Raw genomic sequence first — 26,674 nt, 5'->3', positions numbered from 1 at the left:
CTGGGGACACCAAAGACATTCGCGCCCCGGGCGGCCACACCGCCGGGCGCCGGGTTGCCGGAGCAGCAGCCGTCACCGGGGCGCACCGCTCGCCGTCGTGTCGGGATGGGTTGCTGATTCATGGACAACGAACAGAAGCTGCGGAGCTACCTCAAGCGGGCGAGCGCGGACCTCGTGCGCACCCAGCAGAAGCTGGCGGAGCTCGAGAGCCGCGCGGCCGAGCCGATCGCGATCGTCGGGCTGGGCTGCCGCTACCCCGGCGGCGTCACCGGGCCCGAGGACTTCTGGGAGCTGCTGAGCTCGGGGCGCGACGGCGTCACCGGGCTGCCCGCCGACCGCGGCTGGGACCTCGGCGCGCTCGCCGCGGACGGCGGCGAGGCGGCGATGTCCGGCGGGTTCCTGCTCGACGCGGCCGAGTTCGACGCCGGCTTCTTCGGCATCTCCCCGCGGGAAGCGGCCGAAATGGACCCGCAGCAGCGGATCCTGCTCGAGACGGCGTGGGAGGCGATCGAGCGCGCCGGCATCGTGCCCGGCTCGCTGAAGGGCACCCGCACCGGCGTGTTCGTCGGCGCGATGGCGCAGGAGTACCTGACCGGCGCGGCGGGCCCGTCCGAAGGCTTCCTGCTCACCGGCAACACGAACAGCGTGCTGTCCGGCCGGCTCGCCTACGTCCTCGGGCTGGTCGGCCCGGCGGTCACGGTGGACACCGCGTGCTCGTCGTCGCTGGTCGCGCTCCACCTGGCCGCGCAGTCGCTGCGCTCGGGCGAGTCGGAGCTGGCGCTGGCCGGCGGGGTCACGGTGATGTCCGCGCCGACGACGTTCGTCGAGTTCAGCCGCCAGGGTGGGCTGTCCCCGGACGGCCGCTGCCGCTCGTTCGCCGACTCCGCCGCCGGCACCGGCTGGGCCGAGGGCGCGGGCGTGCTGGTGCTGGAACGGCTCTCCGACGCGCGCCGCCACGGGCATCCGGTGCTCGCCGTGGTCCGCGGCAGCGCGGTCAACCAGGACGGCGCCACCAACGGCCTCACCGCCCCGAACGGGCCGTCGCAGCAGCGCGTGATCCGGGAAGCGCTGAAGACGTCCGGGCTCGCGCCCGCGCAGGTCGACGTCGTGGAGGCGCACGGCACCGGCACCACGCTGGGCGACCCGGTCGAGGCGCAGGCGCTGATGGCGACCTACGGGCAGGACCGCGATCGCGCGCTGCTGCTCGGTTCGGTCAAGTCGAACTTCGGGCACACCCAGGCGGCGGCCGGCGTCGCCGGGGTGATCAAGGTCGTGCTCGCGATGCGCACCGGCCTGGTCCCGCCGACGCTGCACGTCGACGCGCCGTCGTCCCATGTGGACTGGACGGCCGGGCGCGTCGAGCTGGCGACCGCGGCGACGCCGTGGCCGGAGACCGGCGAGCCGCGCCGGGCCGGGGTTTCGTCGTTCGGGCTGAGCGGCACGAACGCGCACGTGATCGTCGAGCAGGCGCCGGTCGTCGAGGAGCCGGTCCGGGAGCCCGTCGCGCGGCCGCTGCCGATCCTGGTTTCGGGCAAGAGCGAAGACGCCGTGCGCGCGCAGGCCGCCCGGCTGGCCGACGTGCTGGAGCGGGGGACGCCGCTGGCCGATGTGGCTTTCTCCGCCGCCACCGCGCGGACCGCCTTCGCCGTCCGGTCCACTGTGGTCGGTGCGGACGAAGCCGCGGTGGCTGCCGCGCTCCGGGACCTGACCGCGTTCGCGTCGCCGCGGGCTAAGGGCAAGACCGCGTTCCTGTTCACCGGCCAGGGTTCCCAGCACCTGGGCATGGGCCGGGCACTGCACAGCGCGTACCCGGTGTTCGCGGCCGCGTTCGACGAGGTCCTCACCCGGCTCTCGCCGGAGCTTCGTGACGTCGTCTGGGGAGCCGACGCCGAGCTGCTGGCGGACACGGCCCAGGCGCAGCCGGCGATCTTCGCCGTCGAGGTCGCGCTGTTCCGGCTGCTGGAGTCGTGGGGCGTCCGGCCGGACGTGCTCGCCGGGCATTCGGCGGGAGAGATCGCCGCCGCCCACTGCGCCGGGGTGCTCTCCCTCGACGACGCCTGCGCGCTGGTGTCGGCCCGCGCCCGCCTGATGGGCGCGCTGCCCGCCGGTGGTGCGATGGTCGCCGTGCGTGCGTCCGAAGAGGACGTTCGGGCGGCGCTCGTGGACGGCGTGGACATCGCTGCCGTCAACGGACCCTCGGCCGTGGTGGTGTCCGGTGTGGAGGATGCCGTCCTGGCCGTCGCCGCGCGCTTCGAGCGCACGACCCGGCTGCGCGCGTCCCACGCCTTCCACTCGCACCTGATGGACCCGATGCTGCCCGCGTTCCGCGAGGTCGTCTCGGAACTCGCGTTTACCGAGCCGTCGGTGCCGGTGGTGACCGCGGGCGACGTCACCGACCCGGAGTTCTGGGTGCGGCACGTCCGGGACGCCGTCCGCTTCGGCGACGTGCTCGCCCGGCTCGCGGAGTCGGGCGTCACCCGGTTCGTCGAGGTGGGCCCGGAAGCGGCGCTGACGCCGCTGGTCGACGTGCCCGGCGCGCTCGCCGTGCCGGTGCTGCGCAAGGACCGCGACGAAACCACGTCGGCCGCCGAGGCGCTCGGCCGGCTGCACGGCGACGGCGTCGCGGTGGACTGGACCGCGTTCTTCGCCGGCACCGGCGCACGGGTCGAGCTGCCCACGTACGCCTTCCAGCGGCAGCGGTTCTGGCCGCGCGACACCGGCCGCGCGCGGGGAGACCTGCGCTCGGCCGGGCTGCGCAGCGTCGACCACCCGCTGCTGGGCACCGCGGTCGAGGTGGCCGACGCCAGCGGCCTGCTGCTGACCGGCCGGCTCGACGCGGGCACGCACGCGTGGCTCGCCGACCACCGCGTCGGCGGCGCGGTGGTGGTGCCCGGCACCGCGCTGCTGGAACTGGCCGTGCGCGCCGGGGCCGAGACCGGCTGCCCGGACGTCGAAGACCTGACGCTGACCCGCCCGCTCGTGCTCGGCGCGGCCGGCGAACGCGTGGTCGTGCAGGTGTGGGTCGGCGCGCCCGACGAGCGGGGCCGCCGCCCAGTCGCCGTCCACTCGCGACCCGACGGCGAAGTCAGCTGGACCTCGCACGCGGTCGGCCGGCTGGCCGAGCGGATCGAGAGCACGGCGGACGTCCCCGCCGCCTGGCCGCCGGCGGACGCCACCGCGGTCGACCTCACCGGCTTCTACGACGAGCGCGAGTACGGCCCCGCGTTCCAGGGACTGCGTGCCGCCTGGCAGCACGGCGACGACGTCTTCGCCGAGGTCGCGCTGCCCGACGACGTCGAAGCCGAGACGTTCGACCTGCACCCCGCGCTGTTCGACGCGGCCCTGCACGCCGCCGCCTGCTTCGCGGGCCCGGGCGGCGTGCCGTTCTCGTGGCAGGACGTCGCCGTGCGCGCGGTCGGTGCCACCGCCCTGCGCGTCACGCTGCACAAGACCGGCGACGAGACCCTGACGCTTTCGCTGGCCACGCCCGACGGCGACGTCGTCGCGACGGTCGGCTCCCTCACCGTGCGCCCGATCACGACCGAGGCCCCGGTGACCGGCGGGGGCGTCTACCGGGTGGACTGGACCGAACCGGTCACCGGTCTCACCGGCGCGGACGCCGACGTCGTCACGCTGTCCATTCCGGACGGAACGCCACCCGAAGCCGCCCGCGCGCTCGCGGGCGAGGCCCTGGACCTGCTGCGGGAGCGGCTGACCGAGGACGCGCGCCGGCTGGCGCTGGTCGTCCCGGGCGGGCTGCCCGGCGCGGCCGTGCGCGGGCTTGTCTTGGCCGCGCAGCAAGAGCACCCCGGCCGGTTCGTGCTGGTCGAGTCCACAGAGGACGTCACTCCGGCGGCGCTGGAGACGGCGCTGACGACGGGCGAACCGCGGCTCCTGGTTCGCGATGGGCGCGTGTTCGCGCCCCGGCTGGTGCGCACGGCCACCGGGGAAGCGCACGGCTGGAACCCGGACGGGACCGTCCTGATCACCGGCGGCACCGGCGAACTGGGCCGCGCGCTGGCCGCGCACCTGGTGCGAGAGCACGGCGTCCGGCACCTGCTGCTGGTCAGCCGGAGCGGGCGGGCGCCCGAGGGCCTGGTCACGGAGCTGGCCGGGCTCGGCGCCGACGTCACGGTCGCCGCCTGCGACGCGAGCGACCGGGACGCCTTGGCCGCGCTGCTGGCCGGGATCCCGGCCGCGCACCCGCTGACCGCCGTCGTGCACGCCGCCGGCGTCCTCGACGACGGGCTCCTCGACACCCTCGACCCGGACCGCCTCGCCACGGTGCTGGCCCCGAAGGCCGACGCCGCCTGGCACCTGCACGAGCTGACCCGCGACCTCGAACTCGACGCGTTCGTCCTGTTCTCCTCCCTGGCAGGCACGCTCGGCGCGGCCGGGCAGGCCAACTACGCCGGGGCCAACGCGTTCCTCGACACCCTCGCCCAGCAGCGCCGGGACGCCGGGCTGCCCGCGGTGTCGCTGGCGTGGGGCCCGTGGGGCGGCGAAGGCATGGCCGGCGGCGCCGGTGGCCGGTTCGCGCGCATGGGCATCCCGGCGCTCACCGAAGCCGAAGGCCTCGCCCTGTTCGACGCCGCCCTGACCACCGGCGAGCCGGCCGTCGTGCCGGTCCGCTTCGACCTGCCGGTGCTCGCCGCGCAGCCGGAACCACCCGCGTTGCTGCGAGCGCTGGTCGGCGGCCGGCGCGCGGTGCGAGCCGCCGGGGGTGCCGGACGGCTGGCCCACCAGCTGTCCACTTTGGACGACGCCGGGCGCGCCGCGCGGGTGACCGACCTGGTGCGCCGCGAGGTCGCCGCCGTGCTCGGGCACGCCGGCGCGGGCGCGGTCGACCCGGCGCGGTCGTTCGCCGAGCTGGGCTTCGATTCGCTGACCGCGGTGGAACTGCGCAACCGGCTCGACGCGGCGACCGGCCTGCGGCTGCCCGCCACCCTCGTGTTCGACTACCCGACCCCGGCCGCGCTCGCGGGCCACCTCCGCGACCGGCTGCTCGGCGCCGACGCCGGTCCGGCGGTCACCCGGACCGCGGTCGCCGACGACGACCCCGTGGTCATCGTCGGCATGAGCTGCCGGTTCCCGGGCGGCATCGCGTCGCCGGAGGACCTCTGGGCGGCGGTGGCCGAGGGCCGCGACACGACGTCGCCGTTCCCGGTCAACCGCGGCTGGGACCTCGGCGCGCTCTACCACCCGGACCCCGACCACGCCGGCACGTCCTACACCCGCGAGGGCGGCTTCCTGCACGACGCGGGCGAATTCGACGCCGCGTTCTTCGGCATGAGCCCGCGCGAAGCCGAAGCGACGGACCCGCAGCAGCGCCTGCTGCTGGAGGCGTCCTGGACGGCGATCGAGCGCGCCGGGATCGACCCGCGGACCCTGCGCGGCAGCGCGACCGGCGTGTTCGCCGGCGTGATGTACAACGACTACGGTCTGGTGCTGGCCGGCGGCGACTTCGAGGGCTTCCAGGGCAGCGGGACGGCGTCCAGCGTCGTGTCCGGCCGGGTCGCCTACGCGCTCGGCCTCGAAGGGCCCGCGGTCACCGTCGACACGGCGTGCTCGTCGTCGCTCGTCGCGCTGCACTGGGCGGCGCACGCGCTGCGCTCGGGGGAGTGCTCGCTCGCCCTGGCCGGCGGCGTGACGGTGATGTCCACCCCGAACTCGTTCGTCGAGTTCTCCCGCCAGCGCGGGCTTTCCCCGGACGGCCGGTGCCGGTCCTATTCGGACGAGGCCGACGGCGTGGGCTGGTCCGAGGGCGTCGGTGTGCTGGTGCTGGAACGGCTGTCCGACGCGCGGCGGCACGGGCACCGCGTGCTCGCCGTGGTGCGGGGATCGGCGGTGAACTCCGACGGCGCGTCCAACGGCCTCACCGCGCCGAACGGTCCCTCGCAGCAGCGGGTGATCCGCGCCGCGCTGGCTTCGTCCGGGTTGTCCACTGCGGACGTCGACGTCGTGGAAGGGCACGGCACCGGCACGACGCTCGGCGACCCGATCGAAGCCCAGGCGTTGCTGGCGACGTACGGGCAGGACCGCGACACGCCGTTGCTGCTGGGTTCGGTGAAGTCCAACATCGGGCACACGCAGGCCGCGGCGGGGGTCGCGGGGATCATCAAGATGGTCCTGGCGATGGAGCACGGCACCGTGCCGGGTTCGCTGCACGCGGGGACGCCGTCGTCCCATGTGGACTGGACGGCCGGCGCGGTGTCGCTGGCTTCCGCGGCGATGCCGTGGCCCGCGCTGGATCGGCCCCGGCGCGCCGGGGTGTCTTCCTTCGGGATCAGCGGGACCAACGCGCACGTGGTTCTCGAGGCCGGGCCCGCGGTCGCGCCGGTTGCCTCCTCCCCGGTCGAGGACGCTCCGCTGGTGCTGTCGGCGCGGACCGCCGAAGGGCTGCGGGCCCAGGCCGCGAACCTGGCCCGGCTCGACGTCCCGCGTGGCGACCTGGCGTGGTCCTTGGCGACCACGCGGACGGCGTTCGAGCACCGGGCCGTGGTGCACGGCCCGGACGCCGCCGCGGCACTCGCCGCGCTGGCGCTCGGCGCGCCGGCTCCCGGTGCGGTGAGCGGGGCCGTCGCCGGCGGCGGGCTCGCGTTCGTCTTCCCCGGCCAGGGCGCGCAGCGGCTCGGCATGGGACGCGAGCTGGCCGCGCGGTTCCCGGTGTTCGCCGACGCGTTCGCCGAGGTGCTGGACCGGTGCGACCCGGGCCTGCGCGACGTGGTGTGGGGAGACGACCCGGCCGCGCTGGAGCGGACCGGGAACGCCCAGCCGGCGTTGTTCGCGTTCGGTGTGGCGGCGTTCCGGCTGCTGGAGTCGTGGGGCGTGCGCCCGGACGTCGTCGCCGGGCATTCGGTCGGCGAGATCGCGGCCGCGCACGTCTCCGGCGTGCTGTCCCTGGACGACGCCTGCGCGCTGGTGTCCGCGCGGGCGCGGTTGATGGCGGCGCTGCCCGCCGGTGGGGCGATGGTCGCGGTGCGGGCGTCCGAAGAGGACGTCCGCGCGGCCCTGGTGGACGGTGTCGACCTGGCGGCCGTGAACGGGCCGGAGTCGGTGGTGCTGTCCGGCGTCGAGGAGGCGGTGCTGGCGGTCGCGGCCCGGTTCGGGAAGACGACGCGGCTTTCGGTGTCGCACGCGTTCCACTCGCACCTGATGGACCCGATGCTGGACGAGTTCCGCTCGGTGGTCTCGTCACTGGTGTTTTCCGCGCCGGCATTGCCTTTTGTTTCGCACGGTGACGTGTGTTCGCCGGAGTACTGGGTCGAGCACGTCCGCGCGACGGTCCGGTTCACGGAGACGGTCGAGGACGCCGCGTCGACGTACCTGGAGCTGGGCCCGGACGGTACGCTGTCGGCGCTGCTGGACCGGCCCGGCACGGTGCCGCTGCTGCGCAAGGACCGTCCCGAGGCGGAGTCGGCCGTTGCCGCGCTGGCGGTTTTGCACACGCGCGGCTGCGCGGTGGACTGGCGCGCGTACCTCGGCGGCGGGCGGACGGTGGACCTGCCGACGTACCCGTTCCAGCGCGAGCACTACTGGGCGACCCCCGTGCCGCGGACCGCGGATCACGCCGAGGGCCCGCTGTGGGAGGCGATCGGCCGGGGCGACGCGTCGGAACTGGCGGGTCTGCTGGACCTGGGCGAGGAGCAGCGGTCGTCCTTGGAGACGCTGCTCCCGGCGCTGACCGGCTGGCGCGACCGCCGCGCGGCGGAGGAGACGGCGAAGTCCTGGCGGTACCGGGCGGAGTGGACGTCGTTCCGCACGCCGGAAGCACCGGTCCTGACCGGCCATTGGCTCTTGGTCACCTCGGATGAGGGCGCGGAGGTCGAGGCCGCACTGACGGCCCACGGCGCGACGGTGACCCGCATCGCGACGGCCGACCGCGCCACCCTGGCCGCCGCGCTCGCGGCCGCCGGGCCGGCCGAAGGCGTCATCCACCTGCCCGCCGCCGGGGACCGGGGGCTGGCCGAGCTGCTCACCCTCGTCCAGGCCCTCACCGACGCCGATCTCGGGCTGCGGCTCTGGTGCCTCACCACCGGCGCCGTCGCCACGCCGGGGGACCACGGGCCCGACCCCGTCGCCGCCCGCGTCTGGGGCTTCGGGCGGACCGTCGCGCTCGAACAGCCCGCGCTCTGGGGCGGCCTGATCGACCTGCCCGCCACCCTCGACCTCCCCACCGGACGGCGGCTCGCGGCCGTGCTGACCGGCGCGAACGGCGAAGACCAGGTCGCACTCCGCCCGCAAGGCGCCTTCGGACGGCGGATCGTGCGGTACCAGGCCGCCGACGCCCCGGGCCGCTTCCAGGCCCGCGGCACTGTCCTCGTCACCGGCGGCACCGGTGCCCTCGGCGCGTCCGTCGCCCGGTGGCTCGCCGGCGCCGGGGCCGAACACCTCGTGCTCGTCAGCCGCCGGGGCCCGGACGCCCCGGGCGCGACCGAACTGCAAGCCGAACTCACCGCCGCCGGGGCACAGGTCACCATCGCCGCTTGCGACGTCGGGGACAAAGCCGCCGTCGAAGCGCTGCTCGCGGACCACCCGGATCTCACCGGTGTCGTGCACACCGCCGGGGTCGCGCAGGCCATGGACCCCGTGCACACCGCGGACTTCGCCGAACTCACCCGCGTCATGGCCGCCAAGACCGGCGGTGCCGCGCACCTCGACGCCCTCCTCGCCGGGCACGACCTCGACTTCTTCCTGCTCTTCGGCTCCGTCGCGGGCGTCTGGGGCAGCGGGGGCCAGGCCGCCTACGCCGCGGGCAACGCCTACCTCGACGCGCTCGCCGAAGCACGACGGAGCGCCGGCCGCCGGGCGACCTCCATCGCCTGGGGGGCCTGGGCCGAGGAAGGCATGGCCACCGACGAGCACGTCGCCGGTCAGCTGAGCCGGCGCGGGATGGGCTTCCTGCCGACCGGAAGCGCCCTCGCCGAACTGGAACGAGCCTTGGTGCGCGACGACACCGCCCTCGTCGTCGCCGACATCGCCTGGGACACCTTCCTGCCCGTCTTCACCGCCACCCGCGCCGCCCGGCTCTTCGACGCCTTCGCCGAGGCGCAACCCGTCGCCCTGACCGCCGCGGTCAGTGCCTTCGCCGCCCGCTTCGCCGGGATGTCGGCGGACGAACGGGACCGCGCGCTGCTCGACCTGGTCCGCGCCGAGGCCGCCGCCGTGCTGGGACACGTCACCGCGGACGCCGTCGCCGAAGAACGCGCTTTCCGCGACCTCGGCTTCGACTCGCTGACCGCCGTCGAGTTCCGCCGCCGCCTCGCCGACGCCACCGGCCTGGCCCTGCCCGCGACGCTCGTCTTCGACCACCCCACGCCGCTCGCCCTGGTCGCGTTCCTGCGCGAGGAGATCGACGGCCCGGGGGTCGCCGGCACCGTGGCCGCCGCGACCGGGGCCACCGACGAGCCGATCGCGATCGTCGGGATGGGCTGCCGGTTCCCCGGCGGGGTCACCACACCCGAGGAGCTCTGGACCCTGGTCACCGGCGGCGTGGACGCGATCTCGGCGTTCCCCGGCGACCGCGGCTGGGACGCCGCCGGCCTGTTCGACCCCGATCCCGAACGCGGCGGCAAGACGTATTCGACGCTGGGCGGCTTCCTCGAGAACGCGGCCGAGTTCGACGCCGGCTTCTTCGGCATCTCGCCGCGCGAGGCGCTGTCGATGGACCCGCAGCAGCGGCTGCTGCTCGAAGTGTCCTGGGAGGCCTTCGAACGCGCGGGCGTCGACCCGGCGGCCGTGCGGGGGAGCCGGACCGGCGTGTTCGTCGGCTCCAGCTTCCAGGACTACGGCGTCGCCACCGGCGACGGCACCGAAGGCCACCTGGTCACCGGCACCATCCCGAGTGTCCTTTCCGGACGGTTGTCATACCTGTTCGGCTTCGAGGGCCCGTCGGTCACCGTCGACACGGCGTGCTCGTCGTCGCTGGTCGCGCTGCACCTGGCGTGCCAGTCGCTGCGCTCCGGCGAATCCGAGCTGGCCATCGCCGGTGGTGTCACGGTGATGGCTTCGCCCGACCCGTTCGTCGCGTTCAGCCGCCAGCGCGCGCTCGCCTTCGACGGCCGCTGCAAGGCGTTCTCCGACGAGGGCGACGGCATGTCCCTCGCCGAAGGCGCCGGGATGCTGGTGTTGGAAAGGCTTTCCGAGGCCCAGCGCCACGGTCACCCGATCCTCGCAGTCGTCCGCGGCACCGCGGTCAACTCCGACGGCGCGTCCAACGGCCTCACCGCGCCCAACGGCCCGTCGCAGCAGCGCGTGATCCGCCAGGCGCTGGCCAACGCCGGCCTCGAACCGTCCGAAGTGGACGCGCTCGACGCGCACGGCACCGGCACCGCGCTCGGCGACCCGATCGAAGTCCAGGCGCTGCAGGCGACTTACGGCCGCGACCGCGAACGCCCGCTGCTGATCGGCTCGGTGAAGTCCAACATCGGGCACACCCAGTCGGCCGCGGGGGTCGCGAGCCTGATCAAGATGGTGCACGCCATGCGCCACGGCGTGCTGCCGCGCACTCTGCACGTCGCCAAGCCGTCCACGAAGATCGACTGGGCGGCCGGGGCGATCGAGCTGCTCGCCGAGGAGAGGGCCTGGCCGGAGACCGGGCACCCGCGCCGCGCCGGCGTCTCGTCGTTCGGCATCAGCGGCACCAACGCCCACGCCATCATCGAGGCCGCGCCCGCGGTCGAGGAAGTCGCACCGCCGGAGAAGACCGGGCCGGTCGTGTGGCCGCTGTCGGCCAAGAGCGCGCCCGCGCTGAAGGTGCAAGCGTTGCGGCTGCTGGACTTCCTCGGCGACGAGCGCCCGGTCGACGTCGGGTGGACGCTCGCCCACCACCGCAGCGGGTTCGAGCAGCGGGCCGTCGTCGTCGGCGAAGACCTCGCCGACCTGCGGCGCGGGCTGACCGCGCTGGCCGGCAACACCGCCGACCCCGCCCTCGTGCAGGGCACCGCCAAGCGGTCCGGCGCGCCGGTGTTCGTCTTCCCCGGGCAGGACTCGCAGTGGCCGGGCATGGCCCGCGAACTCCTCACCACGTCCCCGGTGTTCGCCGGGCGGCTGGCCGAGTGCGCCGCCGCGCTCGAACCCTTCGTCGACTGGTCGCTGGCCGACGTGCTGCACGACGACGCGCTGACCAGCGTCGACGTCGTCCAGCCCGTGCTGTGGGCCGTGCTCGTCTCGCTGGCCGAGCTGTGGCGCGCGCACGGGGTCGAGCCGGTCGCGGTGCTCGGGCACTCCCAGGGCGAGATCGCGGCCGCGTGCGTCGCGGGCGCACTGTCCCTCGAGGACGGTGCCAGGGTGGTGGCGCTGCGGTCGAAGCTGATCGCCGAACGCCTGTCCGGGCACGGCGCGATGCTGTCGGTCGTCGCGGGCGGGGACGAAGTCCGCGCGCTGATCGGGGACCTGGCCGACCGGATCGCCGTCGCCGCGGTGAACGGGCCGCGCTCGGTCACCGTGTCCGGCGAGCCCGCCGCGCTGGCCGAGCTGGAGGTCCGGCTGGCCAAGGCCGGGCTGATGCGCTGGCGGCTCGACGGCGTGGACTTCGCCGCGCACTCGCCGCAGGTCGACGGGATCGCGGCCGAACTGGCCGAGCTGCTGGCCCCGGTTTCCCCGCGCGACACCGGTGTCCGGTTCTATTCGACGGTCACCGGCGGGCTCGTCGAGCCGGCCGAGCTGACCGGCGGCTATTGGTGCCGGAACCTGCGCGGCACGGTCGAGTTCGCCGCGGCGCTGTCGGCTGCGGTCGCCGACGGGCACGCGGTGTTCGTCGAGTCGAGCCCGCACCCGGTGTTCGGCATGGCGATCGGCGAACTGGCCGGTGCCTCGGCGACGGCACTGGGCACGTTGCGCCGCGACGACGGCGGCCTCGACCGGTTCCTGAAGTCCCTGGCCGAGGCCCACACCCGCGGCGTGCCGGTCGACTGGGCGGACACCCTCACCGGCGGCCGGCGGATCGACCTCCCGACGTATGCGTTCCAGCACGAGCACTACTGGGCCATCGACGAAACCGGAACGGCGACAGCGGCCCCGGCCGACGACGAGCTGTGGCAGGCCATCACGCGCGACGACCGGGCCGGGCTCACGAACCTGCTCGAGCTGGACGATCGCCAGCGGTCCGCTTTGGACGACCTGCTGCCCGCGCTGTCCGCGTGGCACGCCCGCCGTGACGACGAGTCCACAGTGGACTCGTGGCGGTACCGGATCGCGTGGCGCCCGGTCCGCCCGGCCGGGACGACGCTGTCCGGCACCTGGCTGGTGCTCGGCGACGGCGAAGACGTCGCCGACATCCTGCGCGGGCACGGAGCCGACGTGCGTGAGGTCGCCGATGGCACCATCGGGGACTTCGACGGCGTCACCGGGATCGTCTCGCTGCTCGCCGCCGACCACGCCCCGACGGAGCACCCCGGTCTCGACCGCGGTCTGCTGCGGACGCTCTCGCTGGTCCAGGCCGTCGCCGGGATCGAGCCCGCGCCGCGCGTCTGGGCGCTGACCCGCGGAGCCGTCTCCACCGGCCCGGCCGATCCCGTCCGCGACCCCGCCCAGGCCCAGGTGCACGGCCTCGGCTGGTCCGCCGCGCTCGAACACCCCGCGCACTGGGCCGGGCTCGTCGACCTGCCCGAGACCCTCGACGCGGCCGCCGCCCGGCGGCTCGTCGCCGTGCTCGCCGGGGCCGGGGACGAAGACCAGCTCGCCATCCGCTCGGGTGGCGTCTTCGCCCGGCGGCTCGTGCCCGCACCCGTCACCGGCGCACCCAAGCGGGCGTGGCGCGCCCACGGGACCGCCATCATCACCGGTGCGACCGGCACCCTCGGCCCGCACCTGGCCCGCTGGCTCGCCGCGGAAGGGATCGAGCACCTCGTGCTCACCAGCCGCCGCGGGCCGGACGCGCCCCACGCCCAGGCCCTCCTCGACGAACTCGGGACGTCGGCCGAGGTGGTTTCGCTCGACGTCACCGACCGAGAGGCCGTCGCCGAACTCATCCGGCGCCTGAAGGGTGAAGGACGGCGGATCACCACCGTCGTGCACACCGCGGCCCACATCGCGCTGGCGCCGCTCACCGGCACCGACGCGACCGCGTTCGCCGAGGTCCTCGACGCCAAGGTCACCGGCGCGACGAACCTCGACCGCGTCCTCGACGAACTCCTCGACGAGGGCGAGCTCGAACACTTCGTGCTGTACTCCTCGACCGCCGGCCTGTGGGGCAGCGGCGACCACGGCGCCTACTCCGCGGCCAACGCGCACCTCGTCGCCCTCGCCGAGCAGCGGCGCGCCCGCGGGGTGCCCGCGACGACCGTCGCCTGGGGCATCTGGGCCGACGACCGCGAGCTGGGCCGGGTCGACCCCGGCCGGATCCTGCGCAGCGGCCTGCGGTTCATGGAGCCGCGCCTCGCGCTCGCCGGGCTGAAGCGCGCACTGGCCGACGACGAAACGTCGTTGCTCATCGCCGATCTCGACTGGGATCGCTACCACCCGGTGTTCACGTCGGTGCGGCCCAGCCCGCTGTTCTCCGAGCTGCCCGCCGTCCGGCGGCTCGCCGAAGCGGCCGACGACACCGCGGACGCCTCGGCGTTCGCGGGCCGGGTCCGGGCGCTGCCCGCCAACGCCGGGCGCCGCCTGGTCGTCGACCTCGTGCGTGCCGAAGCGGCCGCCGTGCTCGGGCACTCCGGCGGGGACGCCGTCGAAGCCGACCGCGCCTTCCGCGAGCTGGGCTTCGACTCGCTCACCGCGGTCGACCTGCGCAACCGCCTGGAGGTCGTGACCGGGCTCAGCCTGCCCAGCACGGTCGTGTTCGACTACCCGAACGCCGACACCCTCGCCGGGTTCATCCTGTCCACGTTGGACGGTCCGGTGGCCGGCGAGACCGTCGTCGCGGCCACCGCCGCCGACGAGCCGATCGCCATCGTCGGCATGAGCTGCCGGTTCCCCGGCGGGGTCACGTCGCCGGAAGCGTTGTGGGACCTGGTCATCGGCGGTGGCGACGCGATCTCGTCGTTCCCGCCCGACCGCGGCTGGGACGCCGCCGGGCTGTTCGACGCCGACCCCGACCGCAGCGGCAAGACGTACTCGACGCTCGGCGGGTTCCTCGACGGCGTCGCCGACTTCGACGCCGGCTTCTTCGGGATCTCCCCGCGTGAGGCCCTGTCGATGGACCCGCAGCAGCGGCTGCTGCTGGAAGTCGCTTGGGAGACCTTCGAACGCGCGGGCGTCGACCCGGCGGCGGCGCGGGGAAGCCGGACCGGCGTGTTCGTCGGCGCCAGCTACCAGGACTACGGCTCGACCGTGCTCAACGCGGCCGAGGGCTCCGAAGGGCACATGATCACCGGCGCGGTGTCGAGTGTCCTGTCCGGCCGGATCGCCTACCTGTTCGGGCTGGAGGGCCCGGCCGTCACCCTGGACACCGCGTGCTCGTCGTCGCTGGTCGCGCTGCACCTGGCGTGCCAGTCGCTGCGCTCGGGCGAGAGCTCGCTCGCGCTCGCCGGCGGGGTCACCGTGATGGCGACACCGGCGCCGTGGATCGGCTTCAGCCGCCAGCGCGCGATGGCGCCCGACGGCCGCTGCAAGGCCTACTCCGACGACGCCGACGGCATGAGCCTCGCCGAAGGCGTCGGGCTGGTGCTCGTCGAACGCCTGTCGGACGCGCAGCGCAACGGCCACGAGATCCTCGCGGTCGTCCGGGGTTCGGCGATGAACTCCGACGGCGCGTCCAACGGCATGACCGCGCCGAACGGCCCGTCGCAGCAACGCGTGATCCGCGCCGCGCTCGCCGCGTCCGGACTGTCCACTTCGGACATCGACGCGGTCGAGGGCCACGGTACCGGCACTCCGCTCGGCGACCCGATCGAGGTCCAGGCCCTGCAGGCCACCTACGGCCGCGACCGCGAGCGGCCGCTGCTGCTCGGCTCGGTCAAGTCCAACCTCGGCCACACGCAGATGGCCTCCGGGATCGCCGGGGTGCTCAAGCTCGTCATGGCCATGCGCCACGGCGTGCTGCCGCGGACCCTGCACGCCGCCACACCGTCGTCGCACATCGACTGGTCCAGCGGCGCGATCCGGTTGCTCGACGAAGCGGCGGACTGGCCGGAGACGGGCGCGCCCCGGCGGGCCGCGGTCTCGTCGTTCGGCCTGAGCGGCACGAACGTCCACACGGTCCTCGAACAAGCCCCCGAGCCGGCCGAACTGCCCGAGCCGATGACGCTGGGGACCGTGCCCTTGGTGGTGTCGGCCCGGACGCCGGAAGCCCTGCGCGCCCAGGCCGACCGGCTGCTCGTGTCGCCGGGTGACCCGGCCGACCTAGCCTTCACCCTGGCCACCGCGCGGGCCGATCTGAGTCACCGTGCGGTGATCCTGGCGTCGACGCCCGAAGACGTCCGAAGTGGACTATCCGCGATCGCCGAAGACGAACCCGCCGCGCACGTCCTGCGCGGCACCTCGACCACCCGCCCCACGACGGCGTTCCTCTTCACCGGGCAGGGCAGCCAGCGCCCCGGCTCCGGCCGTGAGCTGTACGAGCGGTTCCCGGTGTTCGCCGAGGCCCTCGACGAGGTCCTCGCGCACCTCGAGCTGGACCGGCGCGTGCTCTTCGCCGAGCCGGGCACGCCGGACGCCGAGCTGCTGAACGAAACCCGGTACGCGCAACCGGCGCTGTTCGCGATCGAAGTCGCGCTGTTCCGGCTTCTGGAGTCCTGGGACGTGCGGCCCGACCACGTCGCCGGGCACTCCGTCGGCGAGATCGCCGCCGCGCACGTCGCCGGGGTGCTGTCGCTGGCCGACGCGGCGACGCTGGTGCTGGCCCGCGGCCGGCTCATGCAGGCCCTCCCGGCCGGCGGCGCGATGGTCTCGATCCGCGCGACCGAGGCCGACGTCCGCGCGCAGCTGCCGGACGACGTCGACGTCGCCGCGGTCAACGGCCCGGAGTCCGTGGTCGTCTCCGGCCCCGCGGCCGCCGTGCTCGCCTTCGCGGAGCGGTTCGAGAAAACCCGCCGCCTCACCGTTTCCCACGCGTTCCACTCCGCGCTGATGGACCCGATGCTCGACGAGTTCCGCGCCGCCATCGCCGGGCTCACCTTCTCGGCGCCGGAACTGCCGTTCGTGTCCACCGTCGACGGCGCCGACCTCGCCGACGGCCCGGACTACTGGGTCCGCCACGCCCGTGAGGCCGTCCGGTTCGCCGACGCGATCACGGCACTGGACGAAGCCGGCGTCACCGCCTACGTCGAGCTCGGCCCGGACGCCGTGCTGTCGGCGATGAGCGCGGCGAAACCGCTGCTGCGCAAGGACCGGCCGGAGGACGAGACCATCGCCGCGGTGCTCGGCGACCTGCACGCCCGCGGCTACCGGCCGGACTGGGCCGCGTTCTTCGCCGGCACCGGTGCCCGCCGGATCGACCTGCCGACGTACGCGTTCCAGCGGTCCCGCTACTGGCCGGAACCGGCGCCCGCGGCGCCGGAAGCCGACACCGGGTTCTGGACCGCGCTGGAAGCGGCGGACGTCGAATCGCTGTCGGCCACCCTGGACGTCGACCGTGACGCGCTCGGCACCGTGCTGCCCGCGCTCGCCGCGTGGCGCCACCGCGTGCGCGACGAGTCCGAAGTGGACGCCTGGCGCCACCGCGTGGTGTGGACCCCGGTCCGGGCCGAACCCGCCGCGCCGAGCCGGGTGCTCGTCGTGGCCCACGACGACCCGTGGGCCGACTCGGTCGCCGAAGCCGTCGGCGGTACCCGGGTCGAGCCGGGCGCCGAGCGGCCCGAAGCCGACCACGTCCTTTCACTGCTGACCGAGCCCGCCGAGGCCCTGCGGTTCGCGCGGGAGCTGGGGGACGAGGCCCCGCTGTGGTGGGCCACCCGCGGCGCCGTCAGCACCGGCGCGGCCGACCCGGCGCCCGACCCGCGGGCCGCCGCCCTCTGGGGCCTCGGCCGCGTGCTGGGCCTGGAACAACCGCACCGCTGGGGTGGGCTCGTCGACCTGCCCGAGGTTCTCGACGCCCGCACCGTCGGCCGCCTCTTCGCCGTCCTGCGCGGGATCGGCGACGAAGACCAGGTCGCCATCCGGCCGTCCGGGGTGTTCGCCCGCCGCCTCGCCACGGCACCGGTCGGTCGTATAACGGACTACACCCCCCGGGGTACGGTACTGATCACCGGGGGTACCGGCGGTCTCGGCCGGGAAGTCGCCAAGCAGCTCGCCGAAGCGGGCGCCGAACGCCTCGTGCTGCTCAGCCGCCGTGGCCCGGACGCCCCGGGTGCCACCGAACTGCCGAACGCGACCGTCGTGGCCTGCGACGTCGCCGACCGCGCCGCGCTGGCCCGGGTCATCGAGGCCATCCCGGACCTGACCGCCGTGGTGCACACGGCCGGGGTGGTCGACGACGGCACCACGGATTCCTTGACGGCGGAGCAGTTCGCGGCCGTGTTCGAGGCGAAGTGCCTCGGCGCGGAGCACCTCGACGAGCTGACCGCGGACCGCGACCTCGACGCGTTCGTGCTGTTCTCCTCGACCGCCGGCACGTTCGGCGCGGCCGGGCAGGGCAACTACGCGGCCGCCAACGCGTACCTGGACGCGCTCGCCGCCCGGCGCCGGGCCGCCGGCCGGGTCGCGACGTCGATCGCGTGGGGCCCGTGGGCGGGCGCCGGGATGCTCGGCGGGAACGCGGGTGTGCAGGACCGCGTCGGCCGCGGCGGGCTCGCGCTGCTGCCGCCGGACCGGGCCGTCGCCGCGATGCGGCGCGCCATCGGGGCCGGGGACACCGAGATCGTGGTCGCGGACCTCGACTTCGCGCGGTTCGTGCCGGCGTTCACCCTCGGCCGGCCGTTCCCGCTGCTCGCCGACCTGCCGGCCGCCAAGGCCGTGCTCAGCGAGGCCCGGGAGGCGGGGGAGCGCGGCGATCTGCGCGGCACCCTCGCCGGGCTGCCGCCCGCCGACCGCGAGAAGCACCTGCTGAGCCTGCTGCGCACGCAGGTCGCGATGGTGCTCGGCCACCGCGACGCCCAGGCGGTCGCGCCGGACGCCGCGTTCGCCGACCTCGGGTTCGACTCGCTCACCGCGGTCGAACTGCGCAACGGCATCGGCGCGGCGACCGGGCTCACGCTGCCGTCGTCGCTGGTGTTCGACCATCCCACCTCGCGCGCGCTCACGACGTTCCTGCTCGGCGAACTGGTCGGCCTCGACACGCCGGTGACCACCGAGGTCGCGACCCGCGCCACCGCCGACGACCCGATCGTGATCGTCGGCATCGGCTGCCGGTTCCCCGGCGGCGTCACCTCGCCGCGCACCTTCTGGCAGCTGCTCGAAGACGGCGGCGACGCGATCGGCCCGTTCCCGGCCGATCGCGGCTGGGACCTCGCGAAACTCGGCGACGGCCACGGCGGCTTCCTGCCCGACGCGGCCGGGTTCGACGCCGGCTTCTTCGGCATCTCCCCGCGGGAAGCCCTGGCGATGGACCCGCAGCAGCGGCTGCTGCTGGAGACGTCGTGGGAGTCCCTGGAGCACGCCGGGATCGACCCGGCGAGCCTGCGCGGCACCGCCACCGGCGTCTTCGTCGGCACCAACGGCCAGGACTACACCGGGCTGCTGCTCAACTCCGACGCCGACGTGGCCGGGCACATGGCCACCGGCACCACGGCGAGTGTCCTTTCCGGACGGTTGTCCTACACGCTCGGCCTCGAAGGCCCGGCCGTCACGGTCGACACGGCGTGCTCGTCGTCGCTGGTCGCCCTGCACTGGGCGGCCCGCGCGCTGGCCGACGGCGAATGTTCGCTCGCGCTGGTCGGCGGCGTCACCGTGATGACCAGCCCGTTCTCGTTCACCGAGTTCGACGCCCAGGGCGGCCTCGCCGCCGACGGCCGCTGCAAGGCGTTCTCCGACGAAGCCGACGGCACGGCCTGGTCGGAAGGCGCGGGGGTCCTGGTCGTCGAGCGGCGGTCCGACGCGCTGCGCCACGGCCACGAGATCCTCGCCGTGGTGCGGGGCAGCGCGATCAACCAGGACGGCGCGTCCAACGGCCTCACCGCGCCGAACGGTCCCTCGCAGCAACGCGTGATCCGGGCGGCGCTCGCCGACGCGGGTCTGGCTGCTTCGGACGTCGACGTCGTCGAGGCGCACGGCACCGGCACGACGCTGGGCGATCCGATCGAGGCCCAGGCGCTGCTGGCCACCTACGGGCAGGACCGCGAGACGCCGGTGCTGCTGGGGTCGGTGAAGTCCAACCTCGGGCACACCCAGGCCGCGGCGGGTGCGGCCGGCGTGATCAAGATGGTGCTCTCCCTCGGCCACGCCGTCGTCCCGAAAACGCTGCACGTCGCCGAACCGTCGTCCCACGTGGACTGGACGGCCGGGGCCCTGAACCTGGTCACCGAGCCGACCGCGTGGCCGGAGACGGACCGCCCGCGCCGTGCGGCCGTGTCGTCCTTCGGGGTCAGCGGCACGAACGCGCACGTCATCCTGGAAGCCCCGCCCGCGCGGGACACCGTGACCGGGAGCGCACCGGCGGCGGTGCCGTGGCCGGTGTCCGCGCGTTCGGCCGCGGCGCTCGACGAGCTGGTGTCCACTGTGGACGGCGACGCGCTCGACACCGGGTACACCCTGGCCACCGGCCGGGCCGCGCTCGACCACCGCGCGGTGCTGCTCGGCGGCGAGGTCGTCAGCCGAGGAGTGGCCCGCGAGCGGGTCACCGCGTTCCTGTTCTCCGGCCAGGGGGCCCAGCGCCTGGGCATGGGCCGCGAGCTGTACACGCGGTACCCCGTCTTCGCCGACGCCTGGGACGAGGTCGGCGCGCACCTCCGGCTGGCCCTCGGCGACGTCGCCTGGGGCGACGACGCGGCCGAGCTGGACCGGACCGGCTGGGCGCAACCCGCGTTGTTCGCGTTCGAGGTCGCCGCGTTCCGGCTCCTGGAGTCGTGGGGTGTGCGCCCGGACTTCGTCGCCGGGCACTCGATCGGCGAGGTCGCCGCGGCCCACGTGGCCGGGGTGTTCTCGCTGGAAGACGCCGCCACGCTCGTCGCCGCCCGCGCCCGGCTGATGCAGGAGCTGCCCGAGGGCGGCGCGATGGTCGCCCTGCGCGCGTCGGAAGCCGACGTCCGCGCGCGGCTCACCGACGGCGTCGCGCTCGCCGCGGTCAACGGCCCCGAGTCCGTGGTGCTCTCCGGGGACGAAGACGCCGTGCTCGCGGTCGCCGGGACCTTCGGCGGCGGACGGCGGCTCACCGTGAGCCACGCGTTCCACTCGCCGCTGATGGACCCGATGCTCGACGGGTTCCGGGCCGCCATCGAAGGCCTGCGGTTCGCGGCGCCGGTCATCCCGCTGGTCACCGACGGCGACGTCACCGACCCCGGCTACTGGGTGCGGCACGTCCGCGAGACCGTCCGCTTCGGCGACGCCCTCGACCGGCTGGCCGACGTGTCGCTGTTCGTCGAGATCGGGCCCGACGCCGCGTTGACGCCCCTGGTCGAGCCGGCCGACGATCGCGTGGTCGTCCCGTTGGCGCGCCGTGGCCGGTCCGAAGAGGACGGTGTGGCGATCGCGCTGGGCACGCTGTTCACCGCGGGCGTGAACCCGGACTGGGCCGCGTGGTTCGCCGGCACCGGCGCCCGCCTCGCCGAGCTGCCGACCTACCCCTTCGAGCACGAGCGGTACTGGCCCGAGGTGGTCACGAGCGGCCCGGCCGACGACGCCTTCTGGACCTCGGTCGGCCGCGCCGACACCGCCGGTCTGGCGGAGCAGCTGGCCGTCGAACCGGCCGCGCTCGACGCCGTCCTGCCCGCGCTCGCCGCCTGGCGGCGCAAGCAGGCCGAAGCGGCCGCGGCCGACGACCTGCGCTACCGCGTCACGTGGCAGCCGGTCACCGTCGGCGAGCCGAAGCCGGTGACCATCGCGGTCGTCCCCGGCGACGACGCCGAGTGGGCCGAGCGGGTCACCGAGGCCCTCGGGGCCGGGCGCGACCTGGCCGGCGCCGACCTGGTCGTGTCACTGCGGGAAACCGTGGCGGGCACGCGGGAACTGCTGGCCGAGGTCGACGTCCCGGTCTGGTGCGTGACGCGCGGCGCCGTCGCGGTCACCCCGGCCGAGCGCGCCGGCGGACCGGCCGCGCTGTGGGGCTTCGGCCGCGTCGCGGCCCTGCACGACCCCCTGCGCTGGGGTGGGCTCGTCGACGTCCCGTCCGATTTGGACACCCGCGCCGCGGCGCGCCTGCGCGCGGTGCTGGGCGGGGACGAAGACCAGGTCGCCGTCCGCGCGGCCGGGGCCTACGGCCGCCGCCTCACCCGCGCCGCCGCGGGCGGGGACCGCTGGGTCCCGCGGGGCACCGTGCTCGTCATCGGCGACGGACCGGCCGCGCTCCTCGCGGACCAGCTGACCGGGGTCGACGTCGTCCGCGATCCGGCCGCACTGACGGCCCCGCCCGACGCGGTCGTCCACAGTGGAAGCCTCGACGAGGCCCGGCAGTACGCCGACTGGCCGCTGGAAGCGTTCGTCCTGCTCACCTCGGTCGCCGGGGTCTGGGGCGTGCGCGGCCGCGGCGACGAAGCCGCCGAAGCGGCCGAGCTGGAAGCCTTCGCGCGGCAACGACGTGACCGCGGCGAACCCGCGACCGTCGTCGCCTTCTCGGCGTGGGCGGGCACCGGCGAGGACGAGGCCCACCTGCGTGACAGCGGGCTGCCCGTGCTCGACCCGGCCGCCGCCACGACCGCGCTGCTCGCCGCCGTGCGGTCCGCCGACCTCACCACGGTCGTCGCCGACGTCCGGTGGGACCGCTTCGGCCCGGCGTTCACCGCGGCCCGCCCGAGCCCGCTGCTGTCGCCGCTCTACACCCCGGCCCCGGCGACCGGGCCAGGACTGCGCGACCTGGCTCCGGGCGAGCGGTCCGACGTCGTCCTGGAGCTGGTCCGCAAGGCCGCCGCGACCGTGCTCCGGCACCCCGGCACCGACCGGATCGAGCCCGATCGCGCGTTCTCGGCGCTGGGCTTCGACTCGCTCACCGCGATGGACCTGCGCACGGCCCTGAGCGCCGAGACCGGGCTCCGGCTGCCGGCGACGCTCGTGTTCGACCACCCGACCCCGCGCGAGCTGACCGCGTTCCTCCTCGGCGAACTGTTCGGCGCGGAAGAGGTCACCGCCGAAGCCGCCCCGGCGGCGCTCACCGACGACCCGATCGTCATCGTCGGCATGAGCTGCCGCTACCCCGGCGGCATCGGCTCGCCCGAAGACCTCTGGCGGGCGGTCGTCGACGAGCGGGACGTCGTCGGCGGCTTCCCGGCCGACCGCGGCTGGGACCTCACCACGCTGACCGGCGACGGTCCCGGCAGCAGCGCCGCCAAGGAAGGCGGGTTCCTGCACGACGCGGCCGAGTTCGACCCCGGGTTCTTCGGGATCGCGCCGAGGGAGGCGATCGTGATGGACCCGCAGCAGCGGCTCGTCCTCGAAGTGGCGTGGGAGGCGTTCGAACGCGCCGGCATCGACGCCACCGGGCTGCGCGGCGGCGACACCGGCGTCTACATCGGCGGCGGGTCGGGCGACTACACCCCGCCCACCGACACCCTCGGGCACCAGGCCACCGCGCAGGCGGCCAGCCTGCTGTCCGGTCGCGTCTCCTACGCGTTCGGGCTGGAGGGCCCGTCGGTCAGCGTCGACACCGCGTGCTCGTCTTCGCTGGTCGCGTTGCACCTGGCGGCCCAGGCGCTGCGGGCGGGGGAGTGCTCCCTGGCCGTCGCCGGCGGCGTGATGGTGATGTCGAGCCCCACCGGGTTCGTCGAGTTCGGCGAGATGGGCGCGCTGTCGCCGGACGGCCGCTGCAAGGCCTTCGCCGACGCCGCCGACGGCACCGGCTGGTCCGAAGGCGTCGGCATGATCGTGCTGGAGCGCGAGTCCGACGCCCGCCGCCACGGCCACCCGGTCCTCGCCGTGGTGCGGGGTTCGGCGGTCAACTCCGACGGCGCGTCCAACGGGCTCACCGCCCCCAGCGGCCCGGCCCAGCAACGCGTCATCAAGCGCGCCCTGGCCGTGTCCGGGCTGGCACCGTCCGAAGTGGACGCCGTGGAGGCGCACGGCACCGGCACGAAGCTCGGCGACCCGATCGAGGCGCAGGCACTGCTGGCCACCTACGGTCGCGAGCGCGAACGGCCGCTGCTGCTCGGCTCGGTGAAGTCCAACCTCGGTCACACCCAGGCCGCGGCCGGAGCGGCCGCGGTGATCAAGATGGTGCTGGCCATGCGGCACGGGCTGCTGCCGAAGACCCTGCACGTGGACAAGCCGTCCGCGCACGTCGACTGGTCCGCGGGCCGCGTCGAGCTGCTCACCGAGAGCCTGCCGTGGCCGGAGACCGGGCACCCGCGCCGGGCCGGGATCTCCGCGTTCGGCGCCAGCGGCACCAACGCCCACCTGGTGCTGGAGCAGGCCCCGCCGGTGGACCCGCGTCCGGCCGCCGCCCCGGCGACCGTGCCGGTCCGGCTGTCCGCACGCACCGACGAGGGCCTGCGGGCCCAGGCCCGCGCCCTGCGCGACCACCTGCTCGCCCACCCCGGACTCGCGCTGCCCGACGTCGCCTTCTCGGCGGCGACGACCCGCGCTTGGTTCGAGTCGCGGGCGGTCGTCGTCGCGGGGGACCGCGACGAACTGCTGACCGGGCTCGGCGCGCTCACCGCCGGGACGCCGTCGCCGCTGGTGCACGCCGGCCGGCCCGCTGCGGGCAAGCTCGCGTTCCTGTTCTCCGGGCAGGGTTCGCAGTACCCGGGCATGGGCCGCGCCCTGTACGAACGGTTCCCGGTGTTCGCCGCCGCGTTCGACGAGGCCTGCGCGCACCTGGACCTCGACCTGCCCGGCTCGCTGCGGGACGTCGTCTTCGGCGACGACGCCGAGGTGCTGGCGCAGACCCGGTGGTCGCAGCCCGCGGTGTTCGCCGTGGAGGTCGCGCTCTACCGGCTCGTCGAGTCGTGGGGCGTGCGGCCCGACTACCTCGCCGGGCATTCGATCGGCGAGTTCGCCGCCGCCCACGCGGCCGGTGTGCTGTCGCTGGCCGACGCGGCCCGGCTGGTCGCCGCCCGCGGCCGGCTCATGCAGGAGCTGCCGGGCGGGGCGATGGCCGCGCTGCAGGTCACCGAAACCGAGGCCGAAGAGCTGATCAGCGGGCGGCCGCTGTCGATCGCCGCGGTCAACGGGCCGGAGGCGGTGGTCGTTTCGGGTGACACCGGCGCGGTCGCCGAGGTCGCGGAGCTGGTCGCGGCCCGGGGCCGAAAGACTAGACGTTTAAGGGTCAGCCACGCGTTTCACTCGTCGCATATGAACGCGATGAGGGACGAGTTCGAGCGGATCGCCGCGGGGGTGCAGTTCGCCCCGCCGGCGCTCCCGGTCGTGTCCACCGTCACCGCGTCCCCGGTCACCGATGAGCTGGGCACGGCGGCGTACTGGGCCGACCACGTCCGCCGTCCGGTGCTGTTCGCCGGCGCCGTCGCCGCGCTCGACTCGCTCGGTGTCACGAAGTACCTGGAACTGGGCCCGGACAGCACCCTCGCGGCGCTGACCCGGACGCTCACCGGCGAATCCGCCACCGTGACCGCCGCCCTGCGCGCCGGCCGCGAGGACGAGCCGACGCTGGTCTCGGCGCTGGCGCGGCTCGACGTCGGCGGCACCCCGGTCGAGTGGGCCGGGCTGTTCACCGGGGCACGCCCGGTCGACCTGCCCACCTACCGCTTCCACCACGAGCGGTTCTGGCCGGACGCCCCGGCCGTCACCGTCAAGCCGGACTTCCTGACCGGCCTCGACGCCGACGTGCTCGCCAAGGAGATCGACGTCGACCCGGCCGCGCTCGACGCCGTGCTGCCCGCCTTGCTGGACCTGCAGCACCGCCGCGCCCAGCAGTCCACTGTGGACGACCTGCGGTACCGCGTCGCCTGGAAGCCGCTCGGCGGTGCCCCGGGTGCGGTGCCGGACGGCAAGTGGCTGGTCGTCGTGCCCGCCGGCTTCGCCGAAGACCCGTGGGTCACCGGCGTGGTCACCGCGCTCGGCGCCGAGGTCACCGGCCCCGAGACCGTGACCGCGGCGCTCGACGGCGTCACCGGTGTCGTTTCCCTGCTGGGCCTGGACGAATCGACGCCGACCGCGGGTGCCGTGGCGACCACCGCGCTGCTGCAAGCATTGGCCGGCAGCGCGGCCCGGCTGTGGTGCCTGACCCGCGGCGCGGTCACCGCCGTGCCCTCGGACCGGGTCACCTCGATCACGCAGGCCGCGCTCTGGGGCCTGGGCCGCGTCGCGGCGCTGGAGCAGCCGCAGCGCTGGGGCGGCCTCGCCGACCTGCCCGCCGACCTCGACGACCACGCGTTCGCCCGGCTGGGCGCGGTGCTCGCCGGGACCGAGGACCAGGTCGCGGTGCGGGCGGCGGGCACGTTCGCCCGGCGCCTCGTGCGCGCCCCGGCCGGCCCGTCGGCGCGGGCGTGGCAGCCGCGCGGCACCGTCGTCGTCACCGGCGGCACCGGCGCGCTCGGCAAGCACGTCGCCCGCTGGGTGCTCAGCGAAGGCGCCGCGCGGGTCGTGCTCACCGGCCGCCGCGGCCCGGACACCCCGGACGCCGTCGCGCTGCTGGCCGAGCTGGGCCCGAAGGCGTCCATCGTCGCCTGCGACCTGACCGACCCCGCCGCCGTCGGCGAGCTGCTCACGGCGGACGTCACCGCGGTGATCCACGCGGCCGGTGTCCTCGACGACGGCGTCCTGGAGGGCTACGGCCCGGACCGGTTCGACGCCGTGTTCGCGGCGAAGGCCGAGTCCGCGCTCGTGCTCGACCGCGTGTCCCGCGACCTGAACCTCGACGTCTTCGCGTTGTTCTCCTCGGCGTCCAGCTCGGTCGGCAACGCCGGCCAGGCGAACTACGCCGCGGCGAACGCCGTGCTCGACGCCGTCGCCGAAAGCCGGCGCGCGGAGGGCCTGCCGGGCACCTCGATCGCTTGGGGCGCCTGGCGAGCCGGCATGGCCGAGACCGCCGACGCGGCGGCCCGGGCCCAGCGCACCGGGACCCGCCCGGTGCCGCCGGAGCTCGCGCTCACCGCGTTCGCGCAGGTCGTGCTCGCGGCCGAGGCGGCGCCGGTGGTCGCCGACATCGACCACGAGACGTTCCTGCGGACCTTCACCGCGGCCCGGCCGGCGCCGCTGCTGACCGACCTGCCGGAGTACCACCGCCTCACCGCGGAAGCGCCGGTCGAAGCGGGCGCGGGCGCGGTGCTGCGGGAGCGGCTGGGCAAGCTGCCGCCGCCGGATCGCGAGAAGGCCGCGCTCGACGTCGTCCGCACCCAGGTCGCCGCGGTGCTCGGGTTCGCCGGGCCGCACGCGGTCGACCCGGAGCGGCCGTTCTCCGAGCTCGGCTTCGACTCCCTCAGCGCGATCGAGCTGCGCAACCAGCTCGCCGCGGCGACCGGGCTCGACCTGCCCGCGACGCTCGTGTTCGACCAGCCGTCCCCCGCCGTGCTCGCCGCCGACCTGGTGCGGCAGCTCGCCCCGGCCGCGGACCCCGACGACCTGGACACCGAGCTGCGGGCCCTGCTCGCGGCCGTGTCCCCGGCGCGCCTGCGCGAAAGCGGCGTGCTGGACACCTTGCGCCGCCTGGCCGGGCCCGACCCGGCCGGGGACGAGGCCGCCGACATCGACGGCATGTCGGTCGACGACCTGGTCCGCGCGGCGCTCGACGGCGAGGCCACCTGACCCCGATGAACCT

Annotated in this window: 1 protein-coding gene; it reads left to right on the top strand. The window is 75.3% G+C overall.

All coding sequences use genetic code 11. The annotated features are described in order from the left end of the window. The first annotated feature begins 120 nt into the window (after window positions 1–120). Window positions 121–26,661 (top strand): type I polyketide synthase, encoded by a 26,541-nt coding sequence (locus SD460_RS34090; RefSeq protein WP_318307282.1) that lies wholly within the window; start codon window positions 121–123, stop codon window positions 26,659–26,661. Window positions 26,662–26,674: the final 13 nt, after the last annotated feature.

It is taken from the genome of Amycolatopsis solani (assembly GCF_033441515.1).
In the GTDB taxonomy this organism is placed as follows: domain Bacteria; phylum Actinomycetota; class Actinomycetes; order Mycobacteriales; family Pseudonocardiaceae; genus Amycolatopsis; species Amycolatopsis solani.
This window is presented reverse-complemented; position numbering and strand designations above follow the sequence as displayed.